Source organism: Sphingopyxis sp. Soil_C_28 (assembly GCF_057657055.1).
In genome coordinates this window covers 1,470,216-1,494,495 of record NZ_JBDGJE010000001.1, presented here as the reverse complement: position 1 = coordinate 1,494,495, position 24,280 = coordinate 1,470,216, and the positions used below count along the sequence as shown (strand labels likewise).

Annotated in this window: 27 protein-coding genes, 1 tRNA gene and 1 other RNA gene; 13 read left to right on the top strand and 16 right to left on the bottom strand. The window is 63.1% G+C overall.

Annotated features, from left to right (window positions below):
- Positions 1-11: 11 nt before the first annotated feature.
- Entirely contained in the window at positions 12-857 is an 846-nt protein-coding gene (locus tag AC3A43_RS07105) for an ABC transporter permease (RefSeq protein ID WP_487791810.1), read from the bottom strand.
- Complete coding sequence (locus AC3A43_RS07100; RefSeq protein ID WP_487791809.1) at positions 854-1,837, bottom strand: ABC transporter substrate-binding protein; 984 nt, start codon at positions 1,835-1,837, stop codon at positions 854-856. Before AC3A43_RS07100 ends, AC3A43_RS07105 begins: the two co-directional genes overlap by 4 nt.
- A gap of 600 nt (positions 1,838-2,437) precedes the next feature.
- Here AC3A43_RS07100 and AC3A43_RS07095 point away from each other — a divergent pair.
- Positions 2,438-3,058: a PilZ domain-containing protein gene (locus tag AC3A43_RS07095; protein WP_487791808.1), complete on the top strand. Its 621-nt coding sequence runs from the start codon at positions 2,438-2,440 to the stop codon at positions 3,056-3,058.
- A gap of 2 nt (positions 3,059-3,060) precedes the next feature.
- Here the strand turns inward: AC3A43_RS07095 and AC3A43_RS07090 are convergent, their stop codons facing one another.
- From AC3A43_RS07090 to AC3A43_RS07070, 5 genes are all read right to left on the bottom strand, one after another.
- The gene (locus tag AC3A43_RS07090) at positions 3,061-3,702 is read right to left on the bottom strand and encodes an FABP family protein (protein ID WP_487791807.1); all 642 of its coding nucleotides are present in this window, start codon (positions 3,700-3,702) and stop codon (positions 3,061-3,063) included.
- 19 nt (positions 3,703-3,721) lie between these two features.
- The gene (gene aguB, locus AC3A43_RS07085; protein WP_487791806.1) at positions 3,722-4,573 is read right to left on the bottom strand and encodes an N-carbamoylputrescine amidase; all 852 of its coding nucleotides are present in this window, start codon (positions 4,571-4,573) and stop codon (positions 3,722-3,724) included.
- An 89-nt stretch (positions 4,574-4,662) separates the two neighbouring features.
- Positions 4,663-5,328 carry an energy transducer TonB gene (locus tag AC3A43_RS07080; protein ID WP_487791805.1) on the bottom strand — a complete coding sequence of 222 codons (666 nt, stop codon included), beginning with the start codon at positions 5,326-5,328 and terminating at the stop codon, positions 4,663-4,665.
- Positions 5,325-6,308: an agmatine deiminase family protein gene (locus AC3A43_RS07075; protein ID WP_487791804.1), complete on the bottom strand. Its 984-nt coding sequence runs from the start codon at positions 6,306-6,308 to the stop codon at positions 5,325-5,327. Before AC3A43_RS07075 ends, AC3A43_RS07080 begins: the two co-directional genes overlap by 4 nt.
- A gap of 110 nt (positions 6,309-6,418) precedes the next feature.
- Positions 6,419-8,104 (bottom strand): M28 family metallopeptidase, encoded by a 1,686-nt coding sequence (locus AC3A43_RS07070; RefSeq protein ID WP_487791803.1) that lies wholly within the window; start codon positions 8,102-8,104, stop codon positions 6,419-6,421.
- A gap of 185 nt (positions 8,105-8,289) precedes the next feature.
- Between AC3A43_RS07070 and AC3A43_RS07065 the strand changes: the two genes are divergently transcribed.
- Positions 8,290-10,272 (top strand): S9 family peptidase, encoded by a 1,983-nt coding sequence (locus AC3A43_RS07065; protein ID WP_487791802.1) that lies wholly within the window; start codon positions 8,290-8,292, stop codon positions 10,270-10,272.
- A gap of 57 nt (positions 10,273-10,329) precedes the next feature.
- On the opposite strand, the gene rpsD is transcribed toward AC3A43_RS07065, so the two are convergent.
- Positions 10,330-10,941, bottom strand: coding sequence for a 30S ribosomal protein S4 (gene rpsD, locus AC3A43_RS07060; protein ID WP_166939717.1), 612 nt, complete (start codon positions 10,939-10,941; stop codon positions 10,330-10,332).
- Between the two features lie 227 nt (positions 10,942-11,168).
- Between rpsD and AC3A43_RS07055 the strand changes: the two genes are divergently transcribed.
- The gene (locus AC3A43_RS07055) at positions 11,169-11,483 is read left to right on the top strand and encodes a chorismate mutase (RefSeq protein WP_487791801.1); all 315 of its coding nucleotides are present in this window, start codon (positions 11,169-11,171) and stop codon (positions 11,481-11,483) included.
- Between the two features lie 4 nt (positions 11,484-11,487).
- On the opposite strand, the gene AC3A43_RS07050 is transcribed toward AC3A43_RS07055, so the two are convergent.
- From AC3A43_RS07050 to rpiB, 7 genes are all read right to left on the bottom strand, one after another.
- On the bottom strand, positions 11,488-11,664 hold the full coding sequence (locus AC3A43_RS07050; protein WP_487791800.1) for a hypothetical protein: 177 nt from the start codon (positions 11,662-11,664) through the stop codon (positions 11,488-11,490).
- Between the two features lie 146 nt (positions 11,665-11,810).
- Entirely contained in the window at positions 11,811-12,041 is a 231-nt protein-coding gene (locus AC3A43_RS07045; RefSeq protein ID WP_487791799.1) for a hypothetical protein, read from the bottom strand.
- Between the two features lie 29 nt (positions 12,042-12,070).
- Positions 12,071-12,796, bottom strand: coding sequence for an RNA methyltransferase (locus AC3A43_RS07040; RefSeq protein WP_487791798.1), 726 nt, complete (start codon positions 12,794-12,796; stop codon positions 12,071-12,073).
- Positions 12,793-13,257, bottom strand: coding sequence for a transcriptional regulator NrdR (gene nrdR / locus AC3A43_RS07035; protein ID WP_487791797.1), 465 nt, complete (start codon positions 13,255-13,257; stop codon positions 12,793-12,795). The genes AC3A43_RS07040 and nrdR overlap by 4 nt, the downstream gene beginning before the upstream one ends.
- A gap of 3 nt (positions 13,258-13,260) precedes the next feature.
- Positions 13,261-13,479, bottom strand: coding sequence for a hypothetical protein (locus AC3A43_RS07030; RefSeq protein WP_487791796.1), 219 nt, complete (start codon positions 13,477-13,479; stop codon positions 13,261-13,263).
- 4 nt (positions 13,480-13,483) lie between these two features.
- A complete protein-coding gene (glyA, locus tag AC3A43_RS07025; protein WP_487791795.1) occupies positions 13,484-14,791 on the bottom strand; it encodes a serine hydroxymethyltransferase in 1,308 nt (435 codons plus the stop codon).
- Complete coding sequence (rpiB, locus tag AC3A43_RS07020; RefSeq protein ID WP_487791794.1) at positions 14,788-15,240, bottom strand: ribose 5-phosphate isomerase B; 453 nt, start codon at positions 15,238-15,240, stop codon at positions 14,788-14,790. The genes glyA and rpiB overlap by 4 nt, the downstream gene beginning before the upstream one ends.
- 113 nt (positions 15,241-15,353) lie before the next feature.
- On the opposite strand from rpiB, the gene AC3A43_RS07015 reads away from it, so the two are divergent.
- Positions 15,354-15,518 carry a hypothetical protein gene (locus AC3A43_RS07015; RefSeq protein WP_487791793.1) on the top strand — a complete coding sequence of 55 codons (165 nt, stop codon included), beginning with the start codon at positions 15,354-15,356 and terminating at the stop codon, positions 15,516-15,518.
- Positions 15,519-15,667: 149 nt separating this feature from the next.
- On the opposite strand, the gene AC3A43_RS07010 is transcribed toward AC3A43_RS07015, so the two are convergent.
- Positions 15,668-16,324, bottom strand: a complete 657-nt coding sequence (locus AC3A43_RS07010; protein WP_137753710.1) for an alpha/beta hydrolase — start codon at positions 16,322-16,324, stop codon at positions 15,668-15,670.
- Between the two features lie 140 nt (positions 16,325-16,464).
- Between AC3A43_RS07010 and AC3A43_RS07005 the strand changes: the two genes are divergently transcribed.
- The 9 genes from AC3A43_RS07005 to AC3A43_RS06965 all read left to right on the top strand — a co-directional run bounded on the left by AC3A43_RS07005 (position 16,465) and on the right by AC3A43_RS06965 (position 24,242).
- Entirely contained in the window at positions 16,465-17,550 is a 1,086-nt protein-coding gene (locus AC3A43_RS07005; RefSeq protein ID WP_487791792.1) for a cysteine desulfurase family protein, read from the top strand.
- Positions 17,547-17,885 (top strand): 2Fe-2S iron-sulfur cluster-binding protein, encoded by a 339-nt coding sequence (locus AC3A43_RS07000; protein ID WP_487792037.1) that lies wholly within the window; start codon positions 17,547-17,549, stop codon positions 17,883-17,885. Before AC3A43_RS07005 ends, AC3A43_RS07000 begins: the two co-directional genes overlap by 4 nt.
- Complete coding sequence (bla, locus tag AC3A43_RS06995; protein ID WP_487791791.1) at positions 17,885-18,766, top strand: class A beta-lactamase; 882 nt, start codon at positions 17,885-17,887, stop codon at positions 18,764-18,766. The genes AC3A43_RS07000 and bla overlap by 1 nt, the downstream gene beginning before the upstream one ends.
- 41 nt (positions 18,767-18,807) lie before the next feature.
- Positions 18,808-18,905, top strand: an RNA gene (ffs, locus tag AC3A43_RS06990) — signal recognition particle sRNA small type.
- A gap of 43 nt (positions 18,906-18,948) precedes the next feature.
- The gene (locus tag AC3A43_RS06985) at positions 18,949-20,694 is read left to right on the top strand and encodes a DNA polymerase III subunit gamma/tau (protein ID WP_487791790.1); all 1,746 of its coding nucleotides are present in this window, start codon (positions 18,949-18,951) and stop codon (positions 20,692-20,694) included.
- On the top strand, positions 20,691-21,026 hold the full coding sequence (locus tag AC3A43_RS06980) for a YbaB/EbfC family nucleoid-associated protein (protein ID WP_487791789.1): 336 nt from the start codon (positions 20,691-20,693) through the stop codon (positions 21,024-21,026). The genes AC3A43_RS06985 and AC3A43_RS06980 overlap by 4 nt, the downstream gene beginning before the upstream one ends.
- Positions 21,027-21,151: 125 nt before the next feature.
- A complete protein-coding gene (gene lon, locus AC3A43_RS06975; protein ID WP_487791788.1) occupies positions 21,152-23,548 on the top strand; it encodes an endopeptidase La in 2,397 nt (798 codons plus the stop codon).
- Positions 23,549-23,722: 174 nt separating this feature from the next.
- On the top strand, positions 23,723-23,995 hold the full coding sequence (locus AC3A43_RS06970; protein ID WP_037510426.1) for an HU family DNA-binding protein: 273 nt from the start codon (positions 23,723-23,725) through the stop codon (positions 23,993-23,995).
- A 172-nt stretch (positions 23,996-24,167) separates the two neighbouring features.
- A tRNA-Val gene (locus AC3A43_RS06965) sits at positions 24,168-24,242 on the top strand.
- Positions 24,243-24,280: the final 38 nt, after the last annotated feature.

Here is a 24,280-nt window from a genome sequence, read left to right as displayed (position 1 = left end):
CGATAAATCTCCTATCGGATGGCGATGCCAGCGCGCCACGGCATGAACAGCCGTTCTAGCGAGCGGACGATCAGGTCGGCGCCGAGGCCGAGCACGGCATAGATGGCGATGCAGATCAGGATGACGTCGACCTGCTGGTACATTTGCGCGCTGTTGAGCAGGTAGCCGAGCCCCGCCGAGGCGTTGATCTGTTCGGCCGCGATCAGCACGAGAACCGAGACGCCGAGGGCGAAGCGCAGCCCTGTGAAAATCTGCGGCAATGCGAGCGGTAGCACGACCTCGAGGATCAGGCGGCGGCCGCCTAGGCCAAAGCTGCGCATCGCTTCGATCACCTTGCGATCAACGTTGCGCACCCCGGCATAGGTGTTGAGATACATCGGGAACATCGTCGCGAGCGCGATGAGCAGCAGCTTCGGCGCCTCTCCGATCCCGAACCAGACGATGAACAAGGGGACGAGCGCGAGAAACGGAATGGTACGCAGCATCTGGAGCAAGGCGTCGAACAATTCCTCGCCAAGCTTCGACAGCCCGGCGATGGTACCGAGGATCAGCCCGAAGATGATCCCAACCGTCCCGCCGACCAGCGCGCGCGTGAGCGAAGTCGCAATCTGCGAGGCGAGCGCCTGTTCGGTCCACAATTGCTGCCACCCGGCGACGAGCCCGGCGGGCGAGGGGAGGATTGACGGATCGATCCATCCCGCGCTCGTCGAAATCGCCCACAGCGCGACGATGATCAGCGGCCCCGTAGCGCGGCGCGCGAAGGAGAAGCGCTCCGACCGGTTTCCCGTCTTGCGGACGATCGGCTGGACGAGCAGCCCGGGATCGCCCGAGGCCGTGATGGGCGTCAGCGCGTTCACTTCCGAGCCTCCTGCGCCGCGACGATGTCGTCATAGCGCTTGTCGAAGATTTGCGATGCGTCGAGCTTCTTGCGGATCAGCCCTTCCTTGAAGAAGAGATCGGCCTCGTCCTGATGCGCCGCGATGATGGCGTCGCTGATCGGCGCATAGCTGGCGGGCGCGCGCGTGATGATCTTTTGGGCGATCGCCGCATCGACATTATAGCGCTTCGCCAGCGCGGGAGCGGCCTTGGCGGAGTTCTCGCGCTGCCAGCGCGTCGCGCGCGCCGCGCGCGCGACCAGGTCGCCGATCGCCTTCGCCTTCACAGGATCGGCGAGTGCCGCGTCCGATGCGACGAGGTAGAAGAACCCCGGCGTGTTTGGCGGCGCCCCGCTGGCCAGGACGCGGACCTTCCCGGCATCAAGCGCCTGCGTCAGATAAGGCTCGCCGATCGTGATCGCGTCGGCCGCCCCCTTGTCGAGCAGTCCGGTGCCAAAGCCGGTGGCCTGCACCGGCTGGATGTCGTTCAGCGACAGCCCCTGCTTGTCGAGCAGGCGCGCGACGAAATAGTGGAGAACCGTGCCCTTCATGAACGACACCGACTTGCCCTTGAGGTCGGCGATGCTGCGGATCGGGGAGTTGGGTTTGACGACGAGCGCATAGGGAGAGCCGCCGCCATCGACCGTCTTGTTCACCGCGACGACCTTCACCGGGCTTCCCGCCGCCTGCGCGAAGATCAGCGGGGTTTCGGCCATCCAGCCAACATCGAGCGATCCGCCCGTCTGCGCCGCGATGATCGGCGGCCCGCCGACGAAATTGGCCCATTCGATCTTATAGTCGGTCGGCTGGCCTTCGCCCGACACATCGAGCGACGATTTGAGCGCGTGGAGTTGGTCGCCGATCTTGAGCGTCGTGCCGCTATCGGCTGGTCCCCCGCAGGCTGCAAGCGACAGGAGCGCGCCGGCTGCGAACGCGCGCAGCGGTATCAGGGAGAGTTTCATGGGAGACCGCCTCTGTTTCTGGGTCAGGCGTGAAATAGTTCGGCGCGGTGGTTTTGCGCGCGCGATGATATCATTCGGTAGATGTGTGCATCGTATCGCCTCATGCTTTGCAGAGGGGAACACGATACCTGGCGCTGTCGCCCGAGCATCGCGCGCTTTAGCTGTTGGTAACGCGGAGCAAGCTGCTTCCCGGTCAAAAGCCGCGGATCCCGGAAAAAACACGTCTGCGCCGGTCGGGATCAAACCGGTAACTCAACTTGATCGGTAGATATATCGCCGTCAAGCGTAGTTTCGCTTTCATGCCGCAAAGCATCGCTGGGTTCGGTCGGTCCGGTGACGGCTTTGTCGAACCCGTCATTTTGACACTTAATCCCGGCGCGCTCGCACCGTAAATTATGTAAAATGCGAAAACTTCGCCGTCGATAACCAGCTGATCCGAGTGCTTTCGCATTTATTGACCGACGTGACGTTAACTATGATCCGCAATATGATTGAATTTTAAGCGTAATTCCAGTATTGTAGCGAAATGATTTTGAGTATTACGCAGTATTGATAGGAAGTTATGCTTCCGTTTGGCGCTGTTTCGATAAGGTAGATGACATGACCCAACGTCGCCTCTCCGATCCGGTAGAGGAGCAGCAAAGCGGAGCCGACGGCGATCGTCGTGGCGGGGACCGCTATCGCACCGTTTGGCGCATCGCCAAGGTGATGCGCAATGGCGACGCGGGTTTATGGCGGGTACGCAATATTTCCGATAAGGGAATGATGCTTGCGGCCGAGGTTCCCATCGCGATCGGCGAGAAACTCGAGATCGCGCTGTCCGATACCGTGGTGTTGCGGGGCGAAGTCGTGTGGTCCGATGCCGGACGGTGCGGCGTGTCTTTCGATAAAGAAGTCGATGTCGCCGATGTACTCAAGCAATTGGCGGCCGAACAACGCGCCACCGGCTATCGCCAGCCGCGCCTGCCGGTGCGGACACAGGCACAGGCGGTGACCGACGATGGCACGACCAGCATCGAACTGGTCGATCTTTCGCAGAATGGCGCCGGTTTCGTCCACGACGGCCACCTGGAGGTCGGCAAGGAACTCGACCTCGTCCTCGCGGGCGGGGTCAAGCGTCGCGCAATTGTGCGCTGGTCGCGTGCTGGTCGCGGCGGCTTGTGGCTCACTCAGCCGCTTGACCGTACCGACCTCGAAAGCATCCGCCGCTTCGAAAGCTGAGATCAGGTGCCGCGGGCGATTTTCGCCCATGGATTGAGGTCGGGTTCGGCTATCTTCACCAGCGTGTTGCGGTCGCGATGCAGGAAGGGCTCTTCGCGGCCTTTGACGACGAGCGTCGTGTCGGAAATATAGCTCCACGATCCGTCATCATGAAAATCGACACTGATCTGGTAAGCGTCGGTCCGGAATGCGAGATCGAGAAAACTCGTCGAGCAGATACCATATTCGGTGTCGCCGCGCGTCGCTTTCAACACCAGCCTCTTCGCATCGGGTTCGGCATGCCCCGCCGCAATCGCGATCTGCCCGCGCGGGATCGCCAGCGTCTGCAGGATCAGCCCGGTCGATACTTCATAAAGCCAGTAACCGACCTGGTCGTGGAAGCTGATCTCTTCCTCGCGCGTGTTGACGTGCTGATGATAACGCAACCCATAGAATAGCTGCGGGCCGTTCGCTTGCGGGTCGATCGGCTGCATCGCGATCCGCTCGTAATATTGGCGCGTCTCGGGGCCGTCGGCCTTTGGATTGACGTCGACGCCGCGCTGGCCTTCCCAGATTCCAGCAAGGCGGCGAAGCGGGCCGAGGTTCGCGAGCGTTTCGGGATCGACATCCTCGGGCTCGGTAAAAATATCGTCAGGTAGTTGCATTGCTCGCCCCCAGCAGTGTTCAGATATCTTCGACCAGCCGTCCATAAAGCTGCGGCCGGCGGTCGCGGAAGAAGCCCATGCCCGCACGATGCTTGGCGGCACGGTCGAGATCGATCGTCTCGATCAGAACCCCGGTTTCGGTCGCGCCGAACGCCTGCGTCATGTCGCCCCATTCATCGGTGATGAAGCTGTGGCCATAGAAATTGGCGTCGCCCTCGGCGCCGATGCGGTTTGCGGCAATCACGGGCATACAGTTCGACACGGCGTGCCCGTGCATCGCGCGGCGCCACATGCGGCTGGTGTCGAGCTCGGCGTCATAGGGCTCGCTGCCGATCGCGGTCGGATAGAAAAGCAGTTCGGCGCCCATCAGCGCCATCGCTCGCGCGCATTCGGGATACCATTGGTCCCAGCAGACGCCGACGCCGATCCGCGTCCCGAAGACATCCCAAACCTTGAAGCCGGTGTTGCCCGGGCGAAAATAATATTTTTCTTCATAGCCAGGGCCATCGGGGATGTGGCTTTTGCGATACGTTCCCATGACCGCGCCGTCGGGACCGATCATCGCCAGCGTATTGTAATAATGCGGCCCGTCCTTTTCGAAATAACTCGTCGGGATTGCGACCTTCAGCTTCGCTGCGAGCGCCTGCATCGCGAGGACGCTGGGATGCTCGGCGGTCGGGCGCGCCGATGCGAACAATTCCTCATCCTCGACCTGGCAAAAATAGGGGCCTTCGAAGAGTTCGGGGGGCAGGATGACCTGCGCGCCCTTCGCCGCCGCTTCCTCGACGAGCGCGGTAACGGCTTCGATATTCGGCTGGACGGGGCCGGGCAGGGGAAGCTGAAGCGCGGCGACGGTGATGGTGCGGGTCATGGGGCGCCTCATGCCACGCGCGGTGCGGCGAGAAAAGTCGCTATTAATATAGCACGAGGCTCAGTCAGTGAATCGGGTCCGTCGCGGTCTTATTCGCTACTGCTTTTGCTCGTTTTGTCTTTGTATGCCGGCCGAGGAATTTTCCATCTTACCGATTGTACCGATATGAGCGGTCGGAGCACGCCGTCGGTGTCGGCCTTGGGCCGAAATCCCGCCATCCCCATCAGGAAGTTGCATGCCGCTTGATCGAGATCGGGATGGCCTGCCGACTGAAGTAGCTTGCATGACTTTGGGCTGCCCACCGCGTCGATCGCGAGTTCAACCTTGGAGACGCCCTCAATCCCGAGAGCCAACGCAGCGGGGGGATATTCAACGTCCTGTCGATATCGGGTTTGCGGGGTCGGTTCTGTCGACGGATCCAGACGCCATTGCGCTGTATCGGAATAGGCGAATTCTTTTGGCTCGCCTTCCGGCGTCCTCATTGGACGCCATTTCCCTGTGGTCATCATCAGTTTGCATGTTTCTGCATCAAGGGCGGGGTGCCCCGCCGATGAGGTTATTTTGCAGCTTACAGGTCGCCCCTCCTTATCCACCCATATTTCGAATTTTGCATCGCCTTCAGCATTAGTCTGCAAGGCGGTAAGCGGATAGGCGAGACGGAAGTAATGCTGCGGCTCTTGCGAGGATTCCATTCGGACAATGTAAGCACTGCTGCCAGAAAACAGGAAAGGAAGGGCGAACAGGCTCGCGATCATGACGGCAGCTGCTGGCTCGAGCAATGGAAGCTGCCGCCGCCGACGATGATCCCGCGTGCGGGCACGCCGACGGCGCGGCGATCGGGGAAGAGCGCGGCGAGTGTCTCGACCGCCGCCTGATCGTTCGGAACGCCGTAAGTTGGCACGACCACGACGCTGTTGCCGATATAGAAGTTCATATAGCTCGCGGCGGCGATTTCGCCGTCGATCTCGACGCGGCCAGGCGAGGGCAGATCGACGATCTCGACCCCGCCGAATGCTGCTGTGCGGGCACGCGCGTCGGCATAGATCTGCGCATTGGGGTCGTCCGAACCCGCCGCGACGGGCAACGCGAGCCGGCCCTCGCCGACGAAGCGCGCGAGATTGTCGACATGGCCGTCGGTGTGGTCGCCGACCAATCCGTTCCCGAGCCACAGCAGGCGGTCGATACCGAGCGACTGGTGCAGCCGCTCCGCGATGTCATCACGGGTCAGCGTGGGATTGCGGTTGATGTTGAGCAGGCATTCCTCGGTGGTGACGCACAGCCCGGTGCCGTCGACGTCGATGCCGCCCCCCTCAAGCACCCAATCGAGGTGCCGCGTCGGCAGGTCCGCGTGCGCGGTGAGGATCGGGCCGATTTCCCGGTCGCCGGGCATCACGAACTTGTTGCCCCACCAGTTGAAGTCGAAATTGCGCGCCTCGCGCCTGGTGCCGGTACCGACGATGATCGGCCCTGTGTCGCGCAGCCAGATATCGCCGAAGGGAGCGACAAACAGCTGCACGCCTTCATCGACGAGCGTCTCGGCAACGTCGGCGTTGGCATGATCACGCACGAGCAGATGCACCGTCTCCCCGCGCCCGCCGTCATGGACGGCGTTGGCAAAGGCCGCGACATCGCGCCGCGCGGCGTCGATCTGTCCCGACCATTCGTCGGCCAGATGGGGGAAGCCGATCCACACCGCTTCGTGGGGCGCCCATTCGGCGGGCATTTTCAGGGTCATGGGGTCTCGATCCTGCTCAGCTTCGTCATTACGAGGAGCGAAGCGACGCGGCAATCCAGCGCGGCGTAAACCGCCCTGGATTGCTTTGCTTCGCTCGCAATGACGATGCCCTATTTCGCGGCGCTGCGCGACTTGTCGCGGGCGGCGCGGAATTCGTCGCCGGGGGTCCAGTTCGGCCACGCCTCGGTCATCGCCAGCATCCGGCCCGCGGCATAATAGAGGCGCAGGTCGGCCATCATGCCGGCCCAGTTGGTGATCGCCTCATATTCGTCGCCAGGCGCGTGATAGCGGTTCTTTTCATAGTCCGCCGCTGCCTTCTCGCCAGCCGCGACGCCGCCCTCGACCAGTTCGTCGCCGCTGCCGAAATTGAACATCGGCACGCCGAGCTTGGCAAAGCTGAAGTGGTCCGACCGATAGTAAAAGCCCTTTTCGGGGGTCGGCTCGGCCTTGACCGTGCGGCCCTCCATCTTGGCGAGCTTTTCGACATAGGCGTCGAGTTCGGACTTGCCGCCGCCGACAACGACGATGTCCTTCGCGGGGCCGATCGCGTTGAGCGCGTCCATGTTTACGCCGCCTACCGTCTGCGCGAGCGGAAACACCGGGTTTTCGGCATAATATTTCGAGCCGAGCAGGCCCGATTCCTCGGCGGTCACGGCCAGGAAGACGATGCTGCGGTCGGGTGCGCCCGACTTGTGGAACGCCTCCGCCAGCGTGACGAGGCCTGCGATGCCGCTCGCATTGTCGACCGCGCCGTTGCAGATGTCGTCGCCGGCAACCGGCGTGCAGCGGCCAAGGTGATCCCAGTGGCCGGTGTAGAGGATATATTCGTCGGGACGTTTCGCGCCCGGCAACACGCCGATGACATTGCGCGACATCTTCTTCGAAATTTCATTGTCGAAACCGAACGACGCCTTCACGCCGGTCAGCGCGACGGGCTTGAACCCCTTTTTGCCCGCCTCGGCGCGCAGCTTGTCGAAATCCTGCCCGGCGCTGGCGAAGAGTTCCTTCGCTTTGGGCAGCTGAATCCAGCCGTTGGCGAGGGTTTCTTTCGCGCCGCCGTCCTTCGTCTCGGCCAGATAATTGGTGCCGGTGTTGCTCGATTCGACGACGTTCCAGCCATAGGCGGCGGGTTCGGTGTCGTGGACGATCAGCACGGCGGCGGCGCCCTGCCGCGCGGCTTCTTCATATTTATACGACCAGCGGCCGTAATAGGTCATCGCGCGGCCGTTGAATTCGCCCTTGGCTTCCTTGGTCTGCCAGTCGGGATCGTTGACGAGGACGACAACGGTCTTCCCCTTCACATCGAGCCCGGCGTAGTCGTTCCAGCCCTTTTCGGGCGCGTTTATGCCATAGCCGACGAAGACGACGTCGCTGTCCTTGACCGCGGTCTTGGGCTGAACGCGATAGCTGAACGCGACATAGTCCTTCGCATATTGCGCGGTGACCGGCGTCCTGCCGCCGGTGAAGCTCAGCGGCGTGGCGTTTTTCGCAGTGATCTCGACCAGCGGTACGTCCTGCGTCCACTTGCCATTGTTGCCGGGCTTCAGCCCCGCTTCCTCATATTTCTTGATGATATAGGCGACGGTCTTTTCTTCGCCCGGGGTGCCCGGCGCGCGGCCTTCATAGGCATCCGACGACAGTTCCTTGGTCACTTCCTGCAACCTTGCGAGCGACAGTTCGGGGATCTGGACATCGGGGATCGCGGTGGCCGAAGTCGCGGCCTTGTCGGAGGTGTTGCACGCGGCAGCAGTCAAGAGAACCGCGAAGGCCGCGGCAGTTCGGGGGAAGCGAAGCATGGAAATTCCTTGGAAAGTTTCATTTGCGACGGCCGGGCTTGTGCCAGCCGCGGGGCGCCGATGCAAGGCGCGGCGACTTTGCGGGACGGGCCGGTAATCGTAACCGCTAGGGTTCCAAATTCGCTTGATAATTTCGCTGCCTCGATCACTCTGGCGGCGCGTATGAACAAAAGCGGGGGCGCACAGTGATTTCAGAATGGTTTGGCCGGGGCGTTTCGGCTCTGGCCTTGGTGGCGGCGTTGTCGCCGATTGGTGCGTCGGGGGCGCAGGAAAAAGATAATGCGGCGCGGTTCGGCGCGCTCGAGTCCATCCTCGACGTCAGCCTGTCGCCCGATGGCAATCGTCTGGCCTTTATAGACCAGTCGGGGAAACGGAAGCGCGGCCTATATGTCGTCGATACGAGCGAGGGGGCCGTGCCGCGTCAGATCCTTTCGAGCGACGGCGGAGAAGGCGGAAACCTCAGCTGGTGCGGTTGGGTGACGAACGCGCGACTCGCTTGCCAGACGTTCACCAGGGGGAATGTCGCGGGCGATATCATGGCGGCGACGAACATCATCGCCATCGACGCCGCCGGCGGAAATCTCCGCGTACTCAGCAACCGCCGCAGTTCGCGCTCGCTTTACGCAGATTTTCGAGGCGGCAGCGTCATTGACTGGTCTGCGTCGGACAATGGTTCGCTTCTGATGACGCGCAGCTACGTACCCGAAAATGATACCGGCACACGGATTGCGAGCCGCGCGGAAGGATTGGGCGTCGACCGGATCGATTCGGTGACCGGCGCGGCGCGGCGTGTCGAAACGGCCAATCGCGATGCCATACATTATCTCTCGGACGGGAACGGCAATGTCCGCATCATGGCGGTACAGATGTTGTCGACGAATACCTGGCAGTTTGAACCCATAATCCGCTTCTTTTATCGGCCGAAGGAAGGGGGCGCATGGAAACCGTTGTCGCGCACCGACGTGGTTTCCGAAGACGGTTTCGAGCCCGTTGCGGTCGATGCTGCAACAAATCGGGTTTTTGGCTTTCAGAAGATCGACGGGCGGAAGGCTGCGGTGGCGATGGCGCTTGACGGCACCGGTACCATCAGCACGATTTATGCGCATCCGGAGGTCGATGTTGACGAGATACTGCGCATCGGCCGCAACGGCCGAATTGCTGGAGTTTCCTTTGCGACCGACCGGCGCGAAGCAGTGATGACCGATTCGGCGATCGCCAAGATGACCAGCGCGCTTTCGAATGCGTTGGGTGGCAGGCAGGTGGCGATCGTAGACGCCGCGGCCGACGAAAGCCGTTATCTCGTCCGTGCGGAATCGGACACCGATCCTGGTGTCTATTATCTCTTCAGCCCCGCGGCAAAAGAGCTGCGCCCGCTGCTGGTGTCGCGCGTTCCGCTATCGGAATTGAAATTGTCGCCGGTGAAAGCAGTGACCTATCCCGCTGGCGACGGCACGATGGTGCCGGGATACCTGACCCTGCCGCCTGGACGAAGCGACGCAAAAGGATTGCCAGCCATTGTCATGCCGCACGGTGGGCCGTCGGCTCGTGACGAGTGGGGCTTTGACTGGCTGGCCCAATATTTTGCGCAAAGCGGCTATGCCGTCCTCCAGCCGAATTTTCGCGGATCATCGGGCTATGGCGACAAATGGTATCAGAACAATGGATTTCAGTCTTGGAAGACCGCGGTCGGCGACATTGCCGACGGGGGGCGGTGGCTGGTGTCGGGGCAGGGCGCCGATCCGGAAAAACTGTCGATCGTTGGCTGGTCATACGGCGGCTATGCGGCGCTGCAATCGGGTGTCCTGGCGCCCGATCTGTTCAAGGCGATCGTCGCGATCGCGCCGGTCACCGACCTGCAGCAGCTGAAGGATGAGGAGTCCGGCGCGGGTGCGGCACGGATCAACGCGAAATTCATCGGCACCGGCCCGCACATCCGCGAAGGATCGCCCGCGCAAAATGCCGATGCGATCAAGGTACCCGTGCTGATGTTCCACGGCAGTTTCGACCAGAATGTCGACATCTCGCAATCGCGGACGATGAAGCGCGCGCTCGAGGGGAAGGGCAAGCGGGTCGAGCTGATCGAATATCCCGAACTCGCGCACAGCCTCGAAACCGGCGAAGCGCGCACAGACATGCTGCGTAAGATATCGGCCTTTTTGCCGAAGTGATGAAAAAGGGGCGGCCCGTCGCCGGACCGCCCCTTTTGAATTTCGAGATCGAACCGATCAGCGCGAATAGAATTCGACGACCAGATTGGGTTCCATTTTCACCGGATAGGGCACTTCGTCGAGCGTTGGAACGCGGACGTAGGTCGACTTGGTGCCGTCAACCGCCAGATATTCGGGAAGGTCGCGCTCGGGCAGGCTCTGCGCTTCGGCAACCAGCGCCATTTCCTGCGCCTTCTTGCCAAGGGTGACTTCGTCGCCCGGCTTCACGAGACGGCTGGCGACGTTGCACTTCACGCCGTTCACATAGACGTGACCGTGGCTGACGAGCTGGCGTGCCGAGAAGATCGTCGGCGTGAACTTCGAGCGGTAGACGACGGCGTCGAGGCGGCGCTCGAGCAGGCCGATCAGGTTCTGGCCGGTGTCGCCCTTCATGCGCGACGCTTCGAAATAGTTCTTCTTGAACTGCTTCTCGGTGATGTCGCCGTAATAGCCCTTCAGCTTCTGCTTCGCGCGGAGCTGAATGCCGAAGTCGGACATCTTGCCCTTGCGGCGCTGACCGTGCTGGCCGGGGCCATATTCGCGGCGGTTGACCGGGCTCTTCGGGCGACCCCAGATATTTTCACCCATCCGGCGGTCGAGTTTATACTTGGCGCTCTGGCGCTTCGACATATGTCGTCTCCAATATGCTGTGTGCCGAAGGATTTCGGCGGTTCCCGGGTCGCACCATATGGACGAGATGCCATATGCGACCGCCGCTTCACCGGGGTGCGGGGTCCATTGCGAAGGCGCGCGGTTAGACGGCGAGGGGCGCAAAGTCAAGCGTTGCAGGGCCTTCTGTCGCCTGTCTGCCTGACGATGCCTCGACAGCGTCGAAAAAGCCGCTAAAGGCAGCGCGCATGACGTCCGCCAAACTTCCCGAAGACTGCGAAACGATGATCGATGTCCGCGCCGGGGTCGATCAGGTCGATCGCGAACTGGTCGCGCTGCTCGTCCGCCGGTTCGGTTATATGGATGCGGCCGCACGCATCAAGACCGACCGCGGCACCGTCCGCGACGAAGCGCGCAAGGCGCAGGTGATCGACAATGTCGCGCGCGAAGCCAAATCGGCGGGGCTCGAACCCGAACGTTTGCGGGCCGTGTGGAACGAACTGGTCGAACAATCGATCGCCTATGAGGCGACGCGTTGGGATCGCCTGCGCGCCGACAGCTGATCCTTTAGTTGGTCGCGCCGGCTGGTGGCTTGTCGGCGACGGCCTGCGTCGCCTCTTCCTTCGGCTTCACGGGTTCGACGACGGTACGGCACACGCGTTTGGGAACGCTACTGCCGGTCGACTCGATCCGCTCGCAGACCTTTTTGGGTTTGGCGGGCTTGGCGGGGGGATCTCCGGCCATGTTCGCGGACGTTGCCGCCAGGGCAAGGGTAAGTAACGCAGAGATCATAATGATATCGCTCCATGAAAGAGGCGGCGTTCAGAGGGATTTTTCACGGCAAAGTTACTGCCGAAACGGGGCCGGCCGGCCCGGCTGACGCGGTCTGACTAGTTGCCGGCGACGCCCCGGAGCCTCGTGTCGTTGCGAAGATCGCCCTGCTGGCCGTCCCATTCTTCTTGCGGTTTGCAGATACGGCCCTTGAGGCGCGATCCGGTGCTTTTGTTGGCCCTGCACACCATCTTGGGTTTCACCGGCTTCGCGTCGCTGGTTGTCGGCGGCGAGGCGTCCGCTTCGGGTGCGACGGCAGAGAGGGCAAGGGCAAGGGCGAGAGTCAGCATCGATAGTCTCCAAGGAGGAATATCTCCCGTTATCGCAGCCGCGGCGTCCTGCCAAGAGCGGTTATGACCCCGTGCATCATCCTGATATCATTGTGTGACCATCCCGTCTTGGTCAGCGCCGTGCGCAAAGTGCGCAGTGTCGCTTCGGTCCGTTGGGGCGGAACGAAATAGCCGCTCGCATCGAGATCGCGGACCAGATGCTGGATGAATTCTTCCAGTTCGGCGTGCGGCGCGGGCGGGTCGAGCGGCACCTCGGGCGGGCTCGCAAGCGCAACGCCCTTCGACCATTCATAGGCCAGCAGGATGACGGCCTGCGCCAGATTGAGCGATGCGAATGCGGGGTTAATCGGCACTGTGACGATATTGTGGGCGAGCGCAACATCGTCGGTTTCGAGCCCCGAACGTTCGGCACCGAAGACATAAGCTGAGCGGCCCGCACTCGAATGGACCTCGCGCGCCGCCGCTTCGGGGGTCAGCACGGGTTTCATCACGCCGCGCTTGCGCACCGTGGTGGCATAGATGGTGGTGCAGTCGGCGACGGCGTCGGCCAGGCTGGCAAACACCTGCGCCTCGGCCAGCACGAGGTCGGCGCCGGCCGATGCCGGTCCGGCGTCGGGATTGGGCCAGCCGTCGCGCGGGGTGACGAGCCGCAGTTCGGTCAGCCCGAAATTGAGCATCGCGCGCGCCGCCTTGCCGATATTCTCACCCAGTTGCGGACGAACGAGAACGATGACGGGGGGCGGGGCCGCGCTCAATTTTTGTGTGCCGCTTCGGTGACCGAAGAGGCAAATTCCTCAAAGTCTTTGGCTTCGGTGAATTCGCGATAAACGCTCGCGAACCGGATATAGGCGACGCTGTCGAAGCCCTTGAGCGCTTCCATGACCATGGCGCCGATTTGCGCCGCCTGCACTTCGCTGTCGCCCGATGTTTCCAACTGGCGCTGGATACCCGATACCAGCCGTTCGATGCGCGCGCCGTCGATCGGCCGTTTGCGGCATGCGATCTGGACGCTGCGCATCAGTTTTTCACGGTCAAAGGGTTCGCGCCCGCCATCGGCCTTGAGCACCGCGACTTCGCGAAGCTGGATCCGCTCGAACGTCGTGAAACGCGCGCCGCAATCCTCGCACTGCCGACGGCGCCGAATCGCGGCGCCGTCTTCGGTCGGACGGCTGTCCTTCACCTGGCTGTCTTCATGGCCGCAATAGGGGCAACGCATGGGTTAGCGTTTCACCCGGCTGTAAAGCACGATGGCGGCGCCTGCGAGCAGGCCGAGCGGCCACGACACGACGGGCAGCACGGCGCCGACCACCGCGCCGACCGCGCCGCCGGTGAGCACCGGACGGGTCGAGGGATGGGCCATGCCTTGCTTGCCCATCGCCTTGACTTCTTCGATCGTCACTTCGACCAGCGTCGGTTCCTCGGGATGCTGCCGTGCCATTTGCTTATCCTTGATAGATCGGGAAGCGTTCGCACAAAGTGCGGACGCGTCCACGGACATTGGCCTCGACATCGGCGTCGCCATGCTCGCCCTTGTCGCGCAGCGCTTCGAGCACGTCGGCGACCATATCGCCGATTTCCTCGAACTCGGCGATGCCGAAGCCGCGCGTCGTGCCCGCGGGCGAACCGACGCGAATGCCGCTGGTCTTGACCGGCGGCAGCGGATCGAAGGGGATGCCATTCTTGTTGCAGGTGATCGCGCTGCGCTCGAGCGCTTCGTCCGCATCGCGGCCGGTGATGCCAAGCGGACGAAGGTCGATCAGCGCCAGATGCGTATCGGTGCCGCCCGCGACGACGTCGGCGCCACGTGCTTTCAGCCGGCCGGCGAGCGCCTGTGCGTTGGCGACGGTGGCCTTCGCATAGTCCTTGAATTCAGGGCGCAGCGCTTCCCCGAACGCGACGGCCTTGGCGGCGATGACGTGCATCAGCGGGCCGCCCTGCAATCCCGGAAAGACCGCCGAATTGATGCGCTTGGCGATCGCCTCGTCATTGGTCAGGATCATGCCGCCGCGCGGGCCGCGCAACGTCTTGTGCGTCGTCGTCGTGACGACATGGGCGTGGGGCAGCGGAGAGGCATGGACGCCGCCGGCGACGAGGCCTGCGAAATGCGCCATGTCGACCATCAGCAGCGCGCCCACGTCATCTGCGATCGCGCGAAAGCGCGCGAAGTCGAGCGTGCGCGGATAGGCCGAGCCGCCCGCGATGATCAGCGCGGGCCGATGTTCCTTCGCCAGCGCCTCAACCTGATCGAAATCGACAAGATGATCGTCGGGACGCACCCCATATTGCACCGCGTTGAACCATTTTCCCGACATGGCGGGCGGGGCGCCGTGGGTCAGGTGCCCGCCGGCGTCGAGGCTCATGCCGAGGATCGTCGCACCGGGCTTGGTCAGCGCGAGCATCACGGCGCCGTTCGCCTGTGCGCCCGAGTGCGGCTGGACGTTGGCATAGCCGCAGTCGAACAGTTGCTTGGCGCGGTCGATCGCGAGCGTTTCGACCTCGTCCGACGGCGCGCAGCCCTGATAGTAACGCCGACCGGGATAGCCTTCGGCATATTTGTTGGTGAACACCGAACCCTGTGCTTCGAGCACCGCCTTCGAGACGATATTCTCGCTGGCGATCAGTTCGATCTGATATTGTTCGCGGTCGAGTTCGTGCTTCATCGCCGCCGCAACGGCGGGGTCGACCGTACCGACGCCGTCCGTGAAATAGCCAGCCGATTTGATGGGCTTGTCGAGCGTGTCTGTGGTCATCGGCTGGTCTCCAGTTGAGGCGGATTTGAAAGCTTGTCGACGCGGCGCGCGTGGCGGTCGCCGGCGAATTCTGTGGTCAGGAAGGCGGCCAGGCACGCCTTCGCCATGTCGATGCCGGTCAGTCGCGCGCCCATGGCGATGACATTCGCGTCATTATGTTCGCGCGACAGCTTCGCCGACAATGGCTCTGATACGAGCGCACAGCGCGCGGCCGGGTTGCGATTGACCGAAATCGAAATGCCGATGCCCGATCCGCAGAGCGCAACGCCGCGGTCCGCGCGCCCGGCCGCGATCGCTTCGCCGAGCTTGTAGCCATAATCGGGATAGTCGACGCTTTCCGGGCCGTTGGTGCCGAGGTCTTCGACCTCGTGGCCTTGCTCGCGAAGCCAGTCCGCGAGGAGGGCTTTCAGCTCATAAGCGGCGTGATCAGAGGCTATGGCAATGCGCATCGGCGCGGCTCCCGCAAAGCTTCAGGGAATCGATGAGCGCGCTTTAGGCGAAGCCGCGCGGATTGGCCATAAGCGAGGTGGCAAATTTGTGACGCCCTCGATAAAGCCGCCCTATGTCCGACACCATCATCTCTGTTCTTATGCTCACCGGCGCGCTGCTCGCGGGCGGGGCTGTCTATGTCTTTCGCAAGGGCGATCGCCGTCGCGCCCTGCTGATGCTCATTGCGGGTCTGGTGATGTTCGCCAATGTCGCGATCTGGCTGGTGCCGGTGAAATAACAAAATTTCCTCCCTGTCGCGAAGCGATGGGGAGCGGGACCGTCGCCGCAGGCGATGGTGGAGGGGCGGCGACTTCGCGCCATTGGCCCCTCCGTAGGCGGTCATGCCGCTGCCACCTCCCCATGGCTGCGCCACGGGGAGGAGCGTGTTCAGCGGATCGGCGAATCGGGCGCGAGACGCATATCCAGATAATTATCGAGCGACTTCATCAACTGGTCGAGCTCATGCTCGAAGAAGTGATTGGCGCGCGGGATCTCGTCGTGATGGATCGTGATGCCCTTTTGCGTACGCAGCTTGTCGACCAGCTTCTGCACCGCGACCGGCGGCACGATCTCGTCCTGCCCGCCCGCGACGATGATGCCCGACGAGGGGCAGGGGGCGAGGAAGCTGAAGTCGTACATGTTGGCAGGCGGCGCGACCGACAGGAAGCCGCGGATTTCGGGGCGGCGCATCAACAACTGCATGCCGATCCACGCGCCGAAGCTGAAGCCGGCGATCCACGTCGTCTGCGCTTCGGGATGGATCGACTGGACCCAGTCGAGCGCCGACGCGGCATCGCTCAGTTCGCCGATGCCGTTGTCGAACGTGCCCTGGCTGCGGCCGACGCCGCGGAAGTTGAAGCGCAGCACGGCGAAACCGCGCGCGACGAAGCTCTTGTACATCGCCTGCGTGATGCGGTCGTTCATCGTGCCGCCGCCCTGCGGGTGCGGGTGAAGGATCAGCGCGACGGGTGCGCGCGGACGCGGCGGGGGCGAGAATCGGCCTTCGATGCGGCCTTCGGGGCCGGGGAAAATCACGTCGGGCATGGGAGCACCTCTTATCTTTTGTGGCTGGCCGCCGAATCGCCGGGCTGGCAGGGTGGCGGAGCGAAGATGGCGCCTATATAGAAATTGCGTAGCATGTTGCAACTTTTGCGAATCGCTCGCAATAAGGACGGTTCCGCCGGATGATTTACCTCGATTACCAAGCCACGACGCCGCTCGCCCCGGAGGCGCGCGTGGCGATGCTGCGCTGGCTGGATGACGCGGGCGATGGTTTCGGCAACCCGTCGAGCACGCACAAGGCGGGGCGTGCCGCGGCGGCGGCGGTCGAGGTCGCGCGCGATCAGGTCGCGGCGCTGCTGCCCTCGGGCGGCCGCGTGTTCTTCACGTCTGGCGCCACCGAAGCGCTCAACTGGGCATTGATTCGCGGCGCGGAGGCGATGCCCGGCGGTGTAGCGGGGCTCAGCATCGAACATGCCGCGTCGCTGCAATGCCTGGAGCGGCTGAATGCGACGATCCTGCCGGTCGATGCCGCGGGCCTCGCTTTGCCGCCGGAAAACGCGCTCGTCCCCGAAGGCGGCATCGTTGCCGCCATGCTGGTGAACAACGAGGTCGGGACGATCCAGCCGGTTGCCGATTTCGCCTCGGCGGCGCACGCAAAAAACAGCCTTTTGCTTTGCGACGCCGTGCAGGGCTTTGGCCGCGTCGCCATCCCTGACGGCCCCGATCTGATCGCGATCTCGGCGCACAAGATCCACGGGCCGATGGGCATCGGCGCGCTGTGGGTAAGGGACGGCGTTGACCTGCCGCCCTTCATGCTGGGCGGCGCACAGGAGCAGGGAATGCGCTCGGGCACCGTGTCGCCTGCGCTCTGCGCCGGGTTCGGCGCCGCCGCCGCGCTCGCGGCCGAGCGCTTCGACGCCGATGCGGCGCATGTCGAGCGCCTCTGGTCGCTCGCGCTGGACATGCTCCCCGAATGGACGATCAACGGCGATGCGGACCGCCGCTATCATGGCAATCTCAACGTCCGCCGCGAAGGCGTGAACGGTCTCCGCCTGATGTCCGATGCGCGCCATATTGCCTTTTCGCTTGGCAGCGCGTGCGGAAGCGGGTCGGGCAAGGTCAGCCACGTCCTGCGCGCGATGGGCGTCAGCGAGGCCGATGCGCGCGCCTCGATCCGCCTCGGCTGGGGCCGCTACACCAGCGAACAGGACCTGCGTGACGGCCTCGCTGCCATCAAGGATGCCGCCCGACTGCAGGGTGTGAACTGATGCGCGTCACCTTCATCCACGCCGACGGCAAGGCGCGAACTGAGGCCGAGGCCGAACCGGGCTCGATCCTTCTCGACGTCGCGCAGGCCCATATGATGCCGCTCGAAGGCACCTGCGAGGGCCAGATGGCCTGCTCGACCTGCCACATCATCGTCGCAAAAGAGGATTTCGGTCGCCTGCCACCCGCAAGCGAGATGGAAGAGGATATGCTCGACCTTGCTGCCGGCGTGCGGCGGACGAGCCGCCTCGCATGCCAAATCCTGCTGACCCCCGATCTTGACGGGCTGACCGTGCATATCCCGCCCGAGAGCCGCAATATGCAGGGACCGCGCTGATGCGGAGGGTCGTCCTGACCGCCGTTGCGCTACTGGCACTATCCGCGTGCGCCACGACGCCGGGCGAGACGCTCGGTGATTCGGTGATCTCTGCCAAGGCGATACGCGAGATCGAAAAGCGCAGCGGCGGCCGGCTTGGCATCGCCGTGGTCGATGCGCGTGGCCAGTTGATTTCGGCCGATCGCGGCGACGAACGCTTTGCGATGTGCTCGACCTTCAAACTGCTGCTCGCAGGACAGGTGCTCGAACGCGCGGCGAAAGGCATTTCACTCCGGACGCCATTATCTTTCACGCGTGCCGACCTCGTCTCCTATTCGCCCGGGACCGAAAAACTGATCGGGCCCGATGGCAGGGGCGAGCAACGGCTTGGCTTCGCGGCGCGCGATGCGGTCGTGCTCAGCGACAATGCGGCGGCAAACCTGATCCTGAAGCAAATCGGCGGCCCCGCCGCTTTCACCGCCGCGATGCGCCGCACAGGCGACGCGGTGACCCGGCTCGACCGCATAGAACCCGAGCTGAACGAAAATGCGCCGGGCGACGAACGCGACACCACCAGTCCGATCGCGATGGCAACCAGCGCTGCGGGCTATGTCCATGGTAACCGATTGCGGACTGAACACCGCAAGCAATTGCGCGGCTGGCTGATCGAGAGTCAGACCGGACTGAAACGCATCCGCGCGGGTTTGCCGCAAGGCTGGGTTGCGGGCGACAAGACCGGCACGTGTGGCACCGCCTATAATGACGTCGCCTTTGTCGAGACGCCGGGCGGGCGGAAATATGTGATCGCGATCTATCTCGATCGCCCGACGGTCGAGGGTGACGCCGCAAGTGCGGTGATCGCCGACGCGGCGCGCATCGTTGCGGCGGATCTGGCCGACTGAGCAGGCTGCTTGCATTTCGCCTGTTCCGCCGCCATATGCGGCGCGGGAGTCGGGCGGACGTGGTCTTCGCCAACCCGGTCAGGTCCGGAAGGAAGCAGCCGCAACGAATTCGCCGCGGGTCGTTCCGGCTCCCACCCATTTCCCCCTTCGACAACGACGCGAGTGGCCCCTAAGACGGGCGCATGAGCGATTCCGTCGACGACGAACCCCCGATGCTGGGAATGGACCTGCCCGAGATGGCCCCGCAACCGTCGAGCGGCCCGTACCGCGTCCTTGCCCGCAAATATCGCCCGCAAACCTTTGCCGAATTGATCGGTCAGGATGCGATGGTGCGTACGCTCGGCAACGCGATCGCGCGCGATCGGCTGGCGCATGCGTTCCTGATGACCGGTGTGCGCGGGGTCGGCAAGACGTCGACCGCGCGTCTGATCGCGAAAGCGCTGAACTGCATCGGCCCGGACGGGCAGGGTGGGCCGACGATCGATCCGTGCGGGGTGTGCGAACCTTGCCGCGCGATCACCGAAGGCCGCCATATCGACGTGATCGAGATGGACGCTGCGTCGAACACCGGCGTCGACGATGTGCGCGAGATTATCGAGGCGGTGCGTTATGCCGCGGTATCGGCGCGCTACAAGATCTACATCATCGACGAAGTGCATATGTTGTCGCGTAACGCCTTCAATGCGCTTTTGAAGACGCTTGAAGAGCCGCCGCCGCACGTCAAATTCCTGTTCGCGACCACGGAAGTGAACAAGGTGCCGGTGACGGTGCTGTCGCGCTGCCAGCGCTTCGATCTGCGCCGTATCACCCCCGACATGCTTTTTTCCCATTTCAGCTCGATCTTGCAGAAAGAAGGCGTCGAGGCCGAAGCGCCGGCGATCTGGCTGATCGCCAATGCCGCCGAAGGATCCGTGCGCGACGGCCTGTCGATTCTCGATCAGGCGATCGCGCATGCCGATTTGGACGGCGGCGGGATGATTGGCGCAGCGCAGGTGCGCGTGATGCTTGGTCTGTCCGACCGCTCGGCTATCGGGCAGCTGATGGCATCGATCCTCGAAGGCGATACGGGCGCGGCGATCGACCTTGCTAGAGCGCAATATGCGCTCGGCATCGAACCCGTCGCGATGGTGCGCGGGCTGATGGACCTGACGCACGCGATCACGCTCGCCAAGGTGTCTCGCCATGACGACCCGGCCTTGGCCGAGGCCGACCGCGAACGGATCGGCGACTGGGCGCAAAAGCTTGGTTTCGCACCGCTCAACCGGCTGTGGCAATTGCTGCTCAAGGGCCATGACGAGGTGCTGCGCGCAAACAATCCGCTCGAACATCTGGAAATGCTGCTGGTGCGGGTGATCTATGCCGCGTCGATGCCCGATCCGGGTGAGCTGGCGAAACTGCTCGAAAAGGGCGGCGTGCCGACGATGCCGCTCGCCGCGCCGGTGGCGGTCACCGCGGCGCAGGAAAGCATGATGGTCGAGCCTGTCGCACTGGCCGAAGCTCGCCCTGCATCAGACGCCGAGCAGCGAGCTTCGGCAAGCACCGAATCACCGGCCTCGGCACTTACCGTCGCGCAGATCCACCAGCTACTTGAAAGCACCGGAAATCATCGACTTGCAGTCGATGTTTATGATCATTTGCGAATTATCGAGCTTGAACCGGGCAGTATCGTTTTCGCGCCTTCAGGCGCGCTCGGCGCGTCGTTTGCGCGCGATCTCGGCGACGCTCTGCTCGCCCAGACCGGTAGCCGCTGGCATGTGCGGTCGGGCGAGGGTGAGGGGCGCCCAAGCTTGGGCACGATCCGCGCCGCGACGCTCGCCGACAATGACGCGCGAATCCGCGAATTGCCGGTGGTGAAGGCCGCTTTGGCTGCTTTTCCCGACGCAAGGCTTGTCGATGAAGCCGACAATCGCCATAAGTCCAACCTATGAAATCGATCGAAGAAATGATGAAGGCGGCGCAGGAAGCCGCCGCCACGGTGCAGGCGCAGATGCAGGAGGCGCAGGCGAAGCTCGACAGCGTCGAGGTCGAGGGCGTCTCGGGCGGTGGTCTCGTGAAAATCCTTGCCAGCGCGAAAGGCCGGATCAAGTCGATCAGCATCGACGACAGCCTGATCGTCCCCTCTGACAAGCAGATGCTCGAAGACCTGCTGGCCGCCGCGTTCAACGACGCGCGCGAAAAGGCCGACCGGGTGAGCAATGAAGAAATGGGCAAGATGACGAGCGGCCTGCCGCTCCCTCCGGGCTTCAAGCTGCCGTTTTGAGCCCGGCTTTGCCCGCGCTGTTCAGCGCAGCGACATTGAATGCGTGCGAAGTTACGCCATATTAGCGATGAACACCCTATAAGAAGGGCGGTGTGTCCGGTCGCGGCGCCCGTCCAGGAGCCGTAATGACGCAATCTTTTCCCCTTCTTCCGCTTCGTGACATCGTGGTTTTCCCGCACATGATCGTGCCGCTGTTCGTTGGCCGCGACCGTTCGGTCGCCGCGCTCGAAGCTGCGATGGAAAGCGACAAGGAAATCTTCCTCGTTGCGCAGCTCGACCCGGGCGAGGACGACCCGCAGCGTGACGACCTGTACGATGTCGGCGTGATCGCCACCGTATTGCAATTGCTCAAGCTGCCCGACGGCACCGTCCGTGTGCTGGTCGAAGGCAAGGAACGCGCAAAACTGCTCGCGCTCACGAGCAACGACAAGACCGTGATGGCCAGCGTGAAGCCGGTCGGCGACACCGTCGACGACAGCGTCGACACCGCGGCGCTGATGCGTTCGGTCGTCGATCAGTTCGAAAACTACGCGAAGCTCAACAAGAAAATGCCCGCCGAGACCGCGGTGCAGCTGTCGCAGATCGAAGACGCCTCGCGTCTCGCCGACTCCGTTGCCGGCAATCTCAATATCAAGGTCTCCGACAAGCAGGCCTTGCTCGTTGAAGACGCCCCGTCGAAGCGGCTTGAAATGGTCTTCGCCTTCATGGAAGGCGAACTCGGCGTGCTTCAGGTCGAAAAGAAGATCCGCGGCCGCGTGAAGCGCCAGATGGAAAAGAGCCAGCGCGAATATTATCTGAACGAGCAACTGAAGGCGATCCAGCGCGAACTTGGCAACGACAATGGCGAGGGCGGTGACGACCTGGCCGAGTTGCAGCTCAAGATCGACAGCCTCAAAATGTCGAAGGAAGCCAAGGCGAAGGCGCTCGCGGAGCTCAAGAAGCTGCGCGGTATGGCGCCAATGTCGGCCGAGGCGACGGTGGTGCGCAACTATCTCGACACGCTGATCGGCCTGCCGTGGGGCAAGAAATCGAAGCTCAAGAAGGATATCGCCAAGGCACAGGCCGTCCTCGACGACGACCATTATGCGCTTGAGAAGGTCAAGGACCGGATCGTCGAATATCTGGCGGTGCAGGCGCGCACCAACAAGCTGAAGGGGCCGATCCTTTGCCTCGTCGGCCCTCCGGGCGTCGGCAAGACCTCGCTCGGCCGTTCGATCGCGAAGGCGACGGGCCGCGAGTTCGTGCGCCAGTCGCTTGGCGGCGTGCGCGATGAAGCCGAAATTCGCGGCCATCGCCGTACCTATATCGGCTCGCTGCCGGGCAAGATCGTGACGAACCTGAAAAAGGCCGGCACGATGAACCCGCTGTTCCTGCTCGACGAGATCGACAAGCTGGGTCAGGATTTCCGCGGCGATCCGGCCTCGGCGCTGCTCGAAGTGCTCGACCCCGAACAGAATGGCAAATTCCAGGATCATTATCTGGAGGTCGATATCGACCTGTCGGATATCATGTTCGTCACCACTGCGAACTCGCTCAACCTGCCGCAGGCGCTGCTCGATCGCATGGAGATCATTCGGCTCGAAGGCTATACCGAGGACGAAAAGGTCGAGATCGCCAAGCTGCACCTGATCGCCAAGCAGGTCGAGGCGCATGGGCTGAAAGCTGGCGAGTTCGAGCTGACCGACGAGGGGCTGCGCGACCTGATCCGCTATTACACCCGCGAAGCCGGCGTCCGTACGCTCGAGCGCGAGATTGCGCGTCTGGCGCGCAAGGCGCTGCGCCGCATTCTCGAAGGCAAGGCGACAAGCGTCACGGTCACGTCGGATAATCTCAACGAATTTGCCGGCGTCCGTAAATTCCGTCACGGCATGGGCGATCTGGAGGATCAGATTGGCGCCGTGACGGGGCTGGCGTGGACCGAGGTTGGCGGCGAGTTGCTGACGATTGAGGCGGTTACCGCGTCCGGCAAGGGCCAGGTCCGCACGACCGGCAAGCTCGGCGAAGTGATGACCGAGTCGGTCCAGGCGGCGCTGTCGTTCGTCAAGGCGCGCGCGCCGAGCTATGGCATCAAGCCCAGCCTGTTCGCGCGCAAGGATATCCATATCCATCTTCCCGAAGGTGCGGTGCCAAAGGACGGCCCGTCGGCGGGTGTCGGCATGGTGACCGCGATGATCTCGACGCTGACCGGGATCGCGGTGCGCCGTGATGTCGCGATGACCGGCGAAGTCACGCTGCGCGGGCGGGTGCTCGGCATCGGCGGGCTCAAGGAAAAGCTGCTCGCGGCGCTGCGCGGCGGTATCACCACGGTGCTGATCCCGGAAGAAAATGAGAAGGACCTCGTTGAAATTCCGGCAAATATCACGAACGGGCTGAAGATCATCCCGGTCAGCCACGTGGACGAGGTGTTGGCGGTGGCGTTGGTCAGCCCGATCGTGCCGATCGAATGGACCGAGGCCGATGAACTTGCCGCTTCGCCGCCAATTGCGCCTGGAAGTGATCCCGAAACGACGATTCGACACTAAGTCGTCGTCACCGGACCGCATTTCGCCCCGAATTCGTCGCAAAATCGACGTTTTGGGGCGTTTTGCGCCCTTTTTTGCTTTGACAAGGCAGGGCGAAACATCGTTAGTGGCGCGCCATGGCTTCGGGCCATGAGAATCAATTTAAACCAACCATAACGCAGGGGTTCCTTAGGCATGAACAAACAAGACCTGATCGCCGCCGTCGCTGACTCGAGCGGCCTGACCAAGGGTGATGCGAGCAAAGCCGTTGAGGCGGTTTTTGATGCAATCACCGGTTCGCTGAAGAAGGGCGGCGAAGTCCGTCTCGTTGGCTTCGGCACCTTCGCGGTCAGCAAGCGTAAGGCATCGACCGGTCGCAACCCGCGCACCGGCGAAACGATGACCATCGCGGCGTCGAACCAGCCCAAGTTCAAGGCCGGCAAGGCCCTCAAGGACGCCGTCAACTAAGTTGACAGGCACCTTCTGGTGAATACATCGGGCCGCGGCGAAAGCCGCGGCCCGATTTGTATATGCCAAGGTGGTTTGTGCGTGAAGATTGAGCAAATGCCCGTTGCAATCATCGTCGCAGCAGCTATGGACGTCCAGCTTTCGGACGCCGGACTTCGGTCCGCTCCCGAACGGGCGCGTAGCTCAGCGGTAGAGCACACCCTTCACACGGGTGGGGTCACAGGTTCAATCCCTGTCGCGCCCACCATGGCCTCCTTGGTCATGGCCGGAACCGAACCGGGGCTG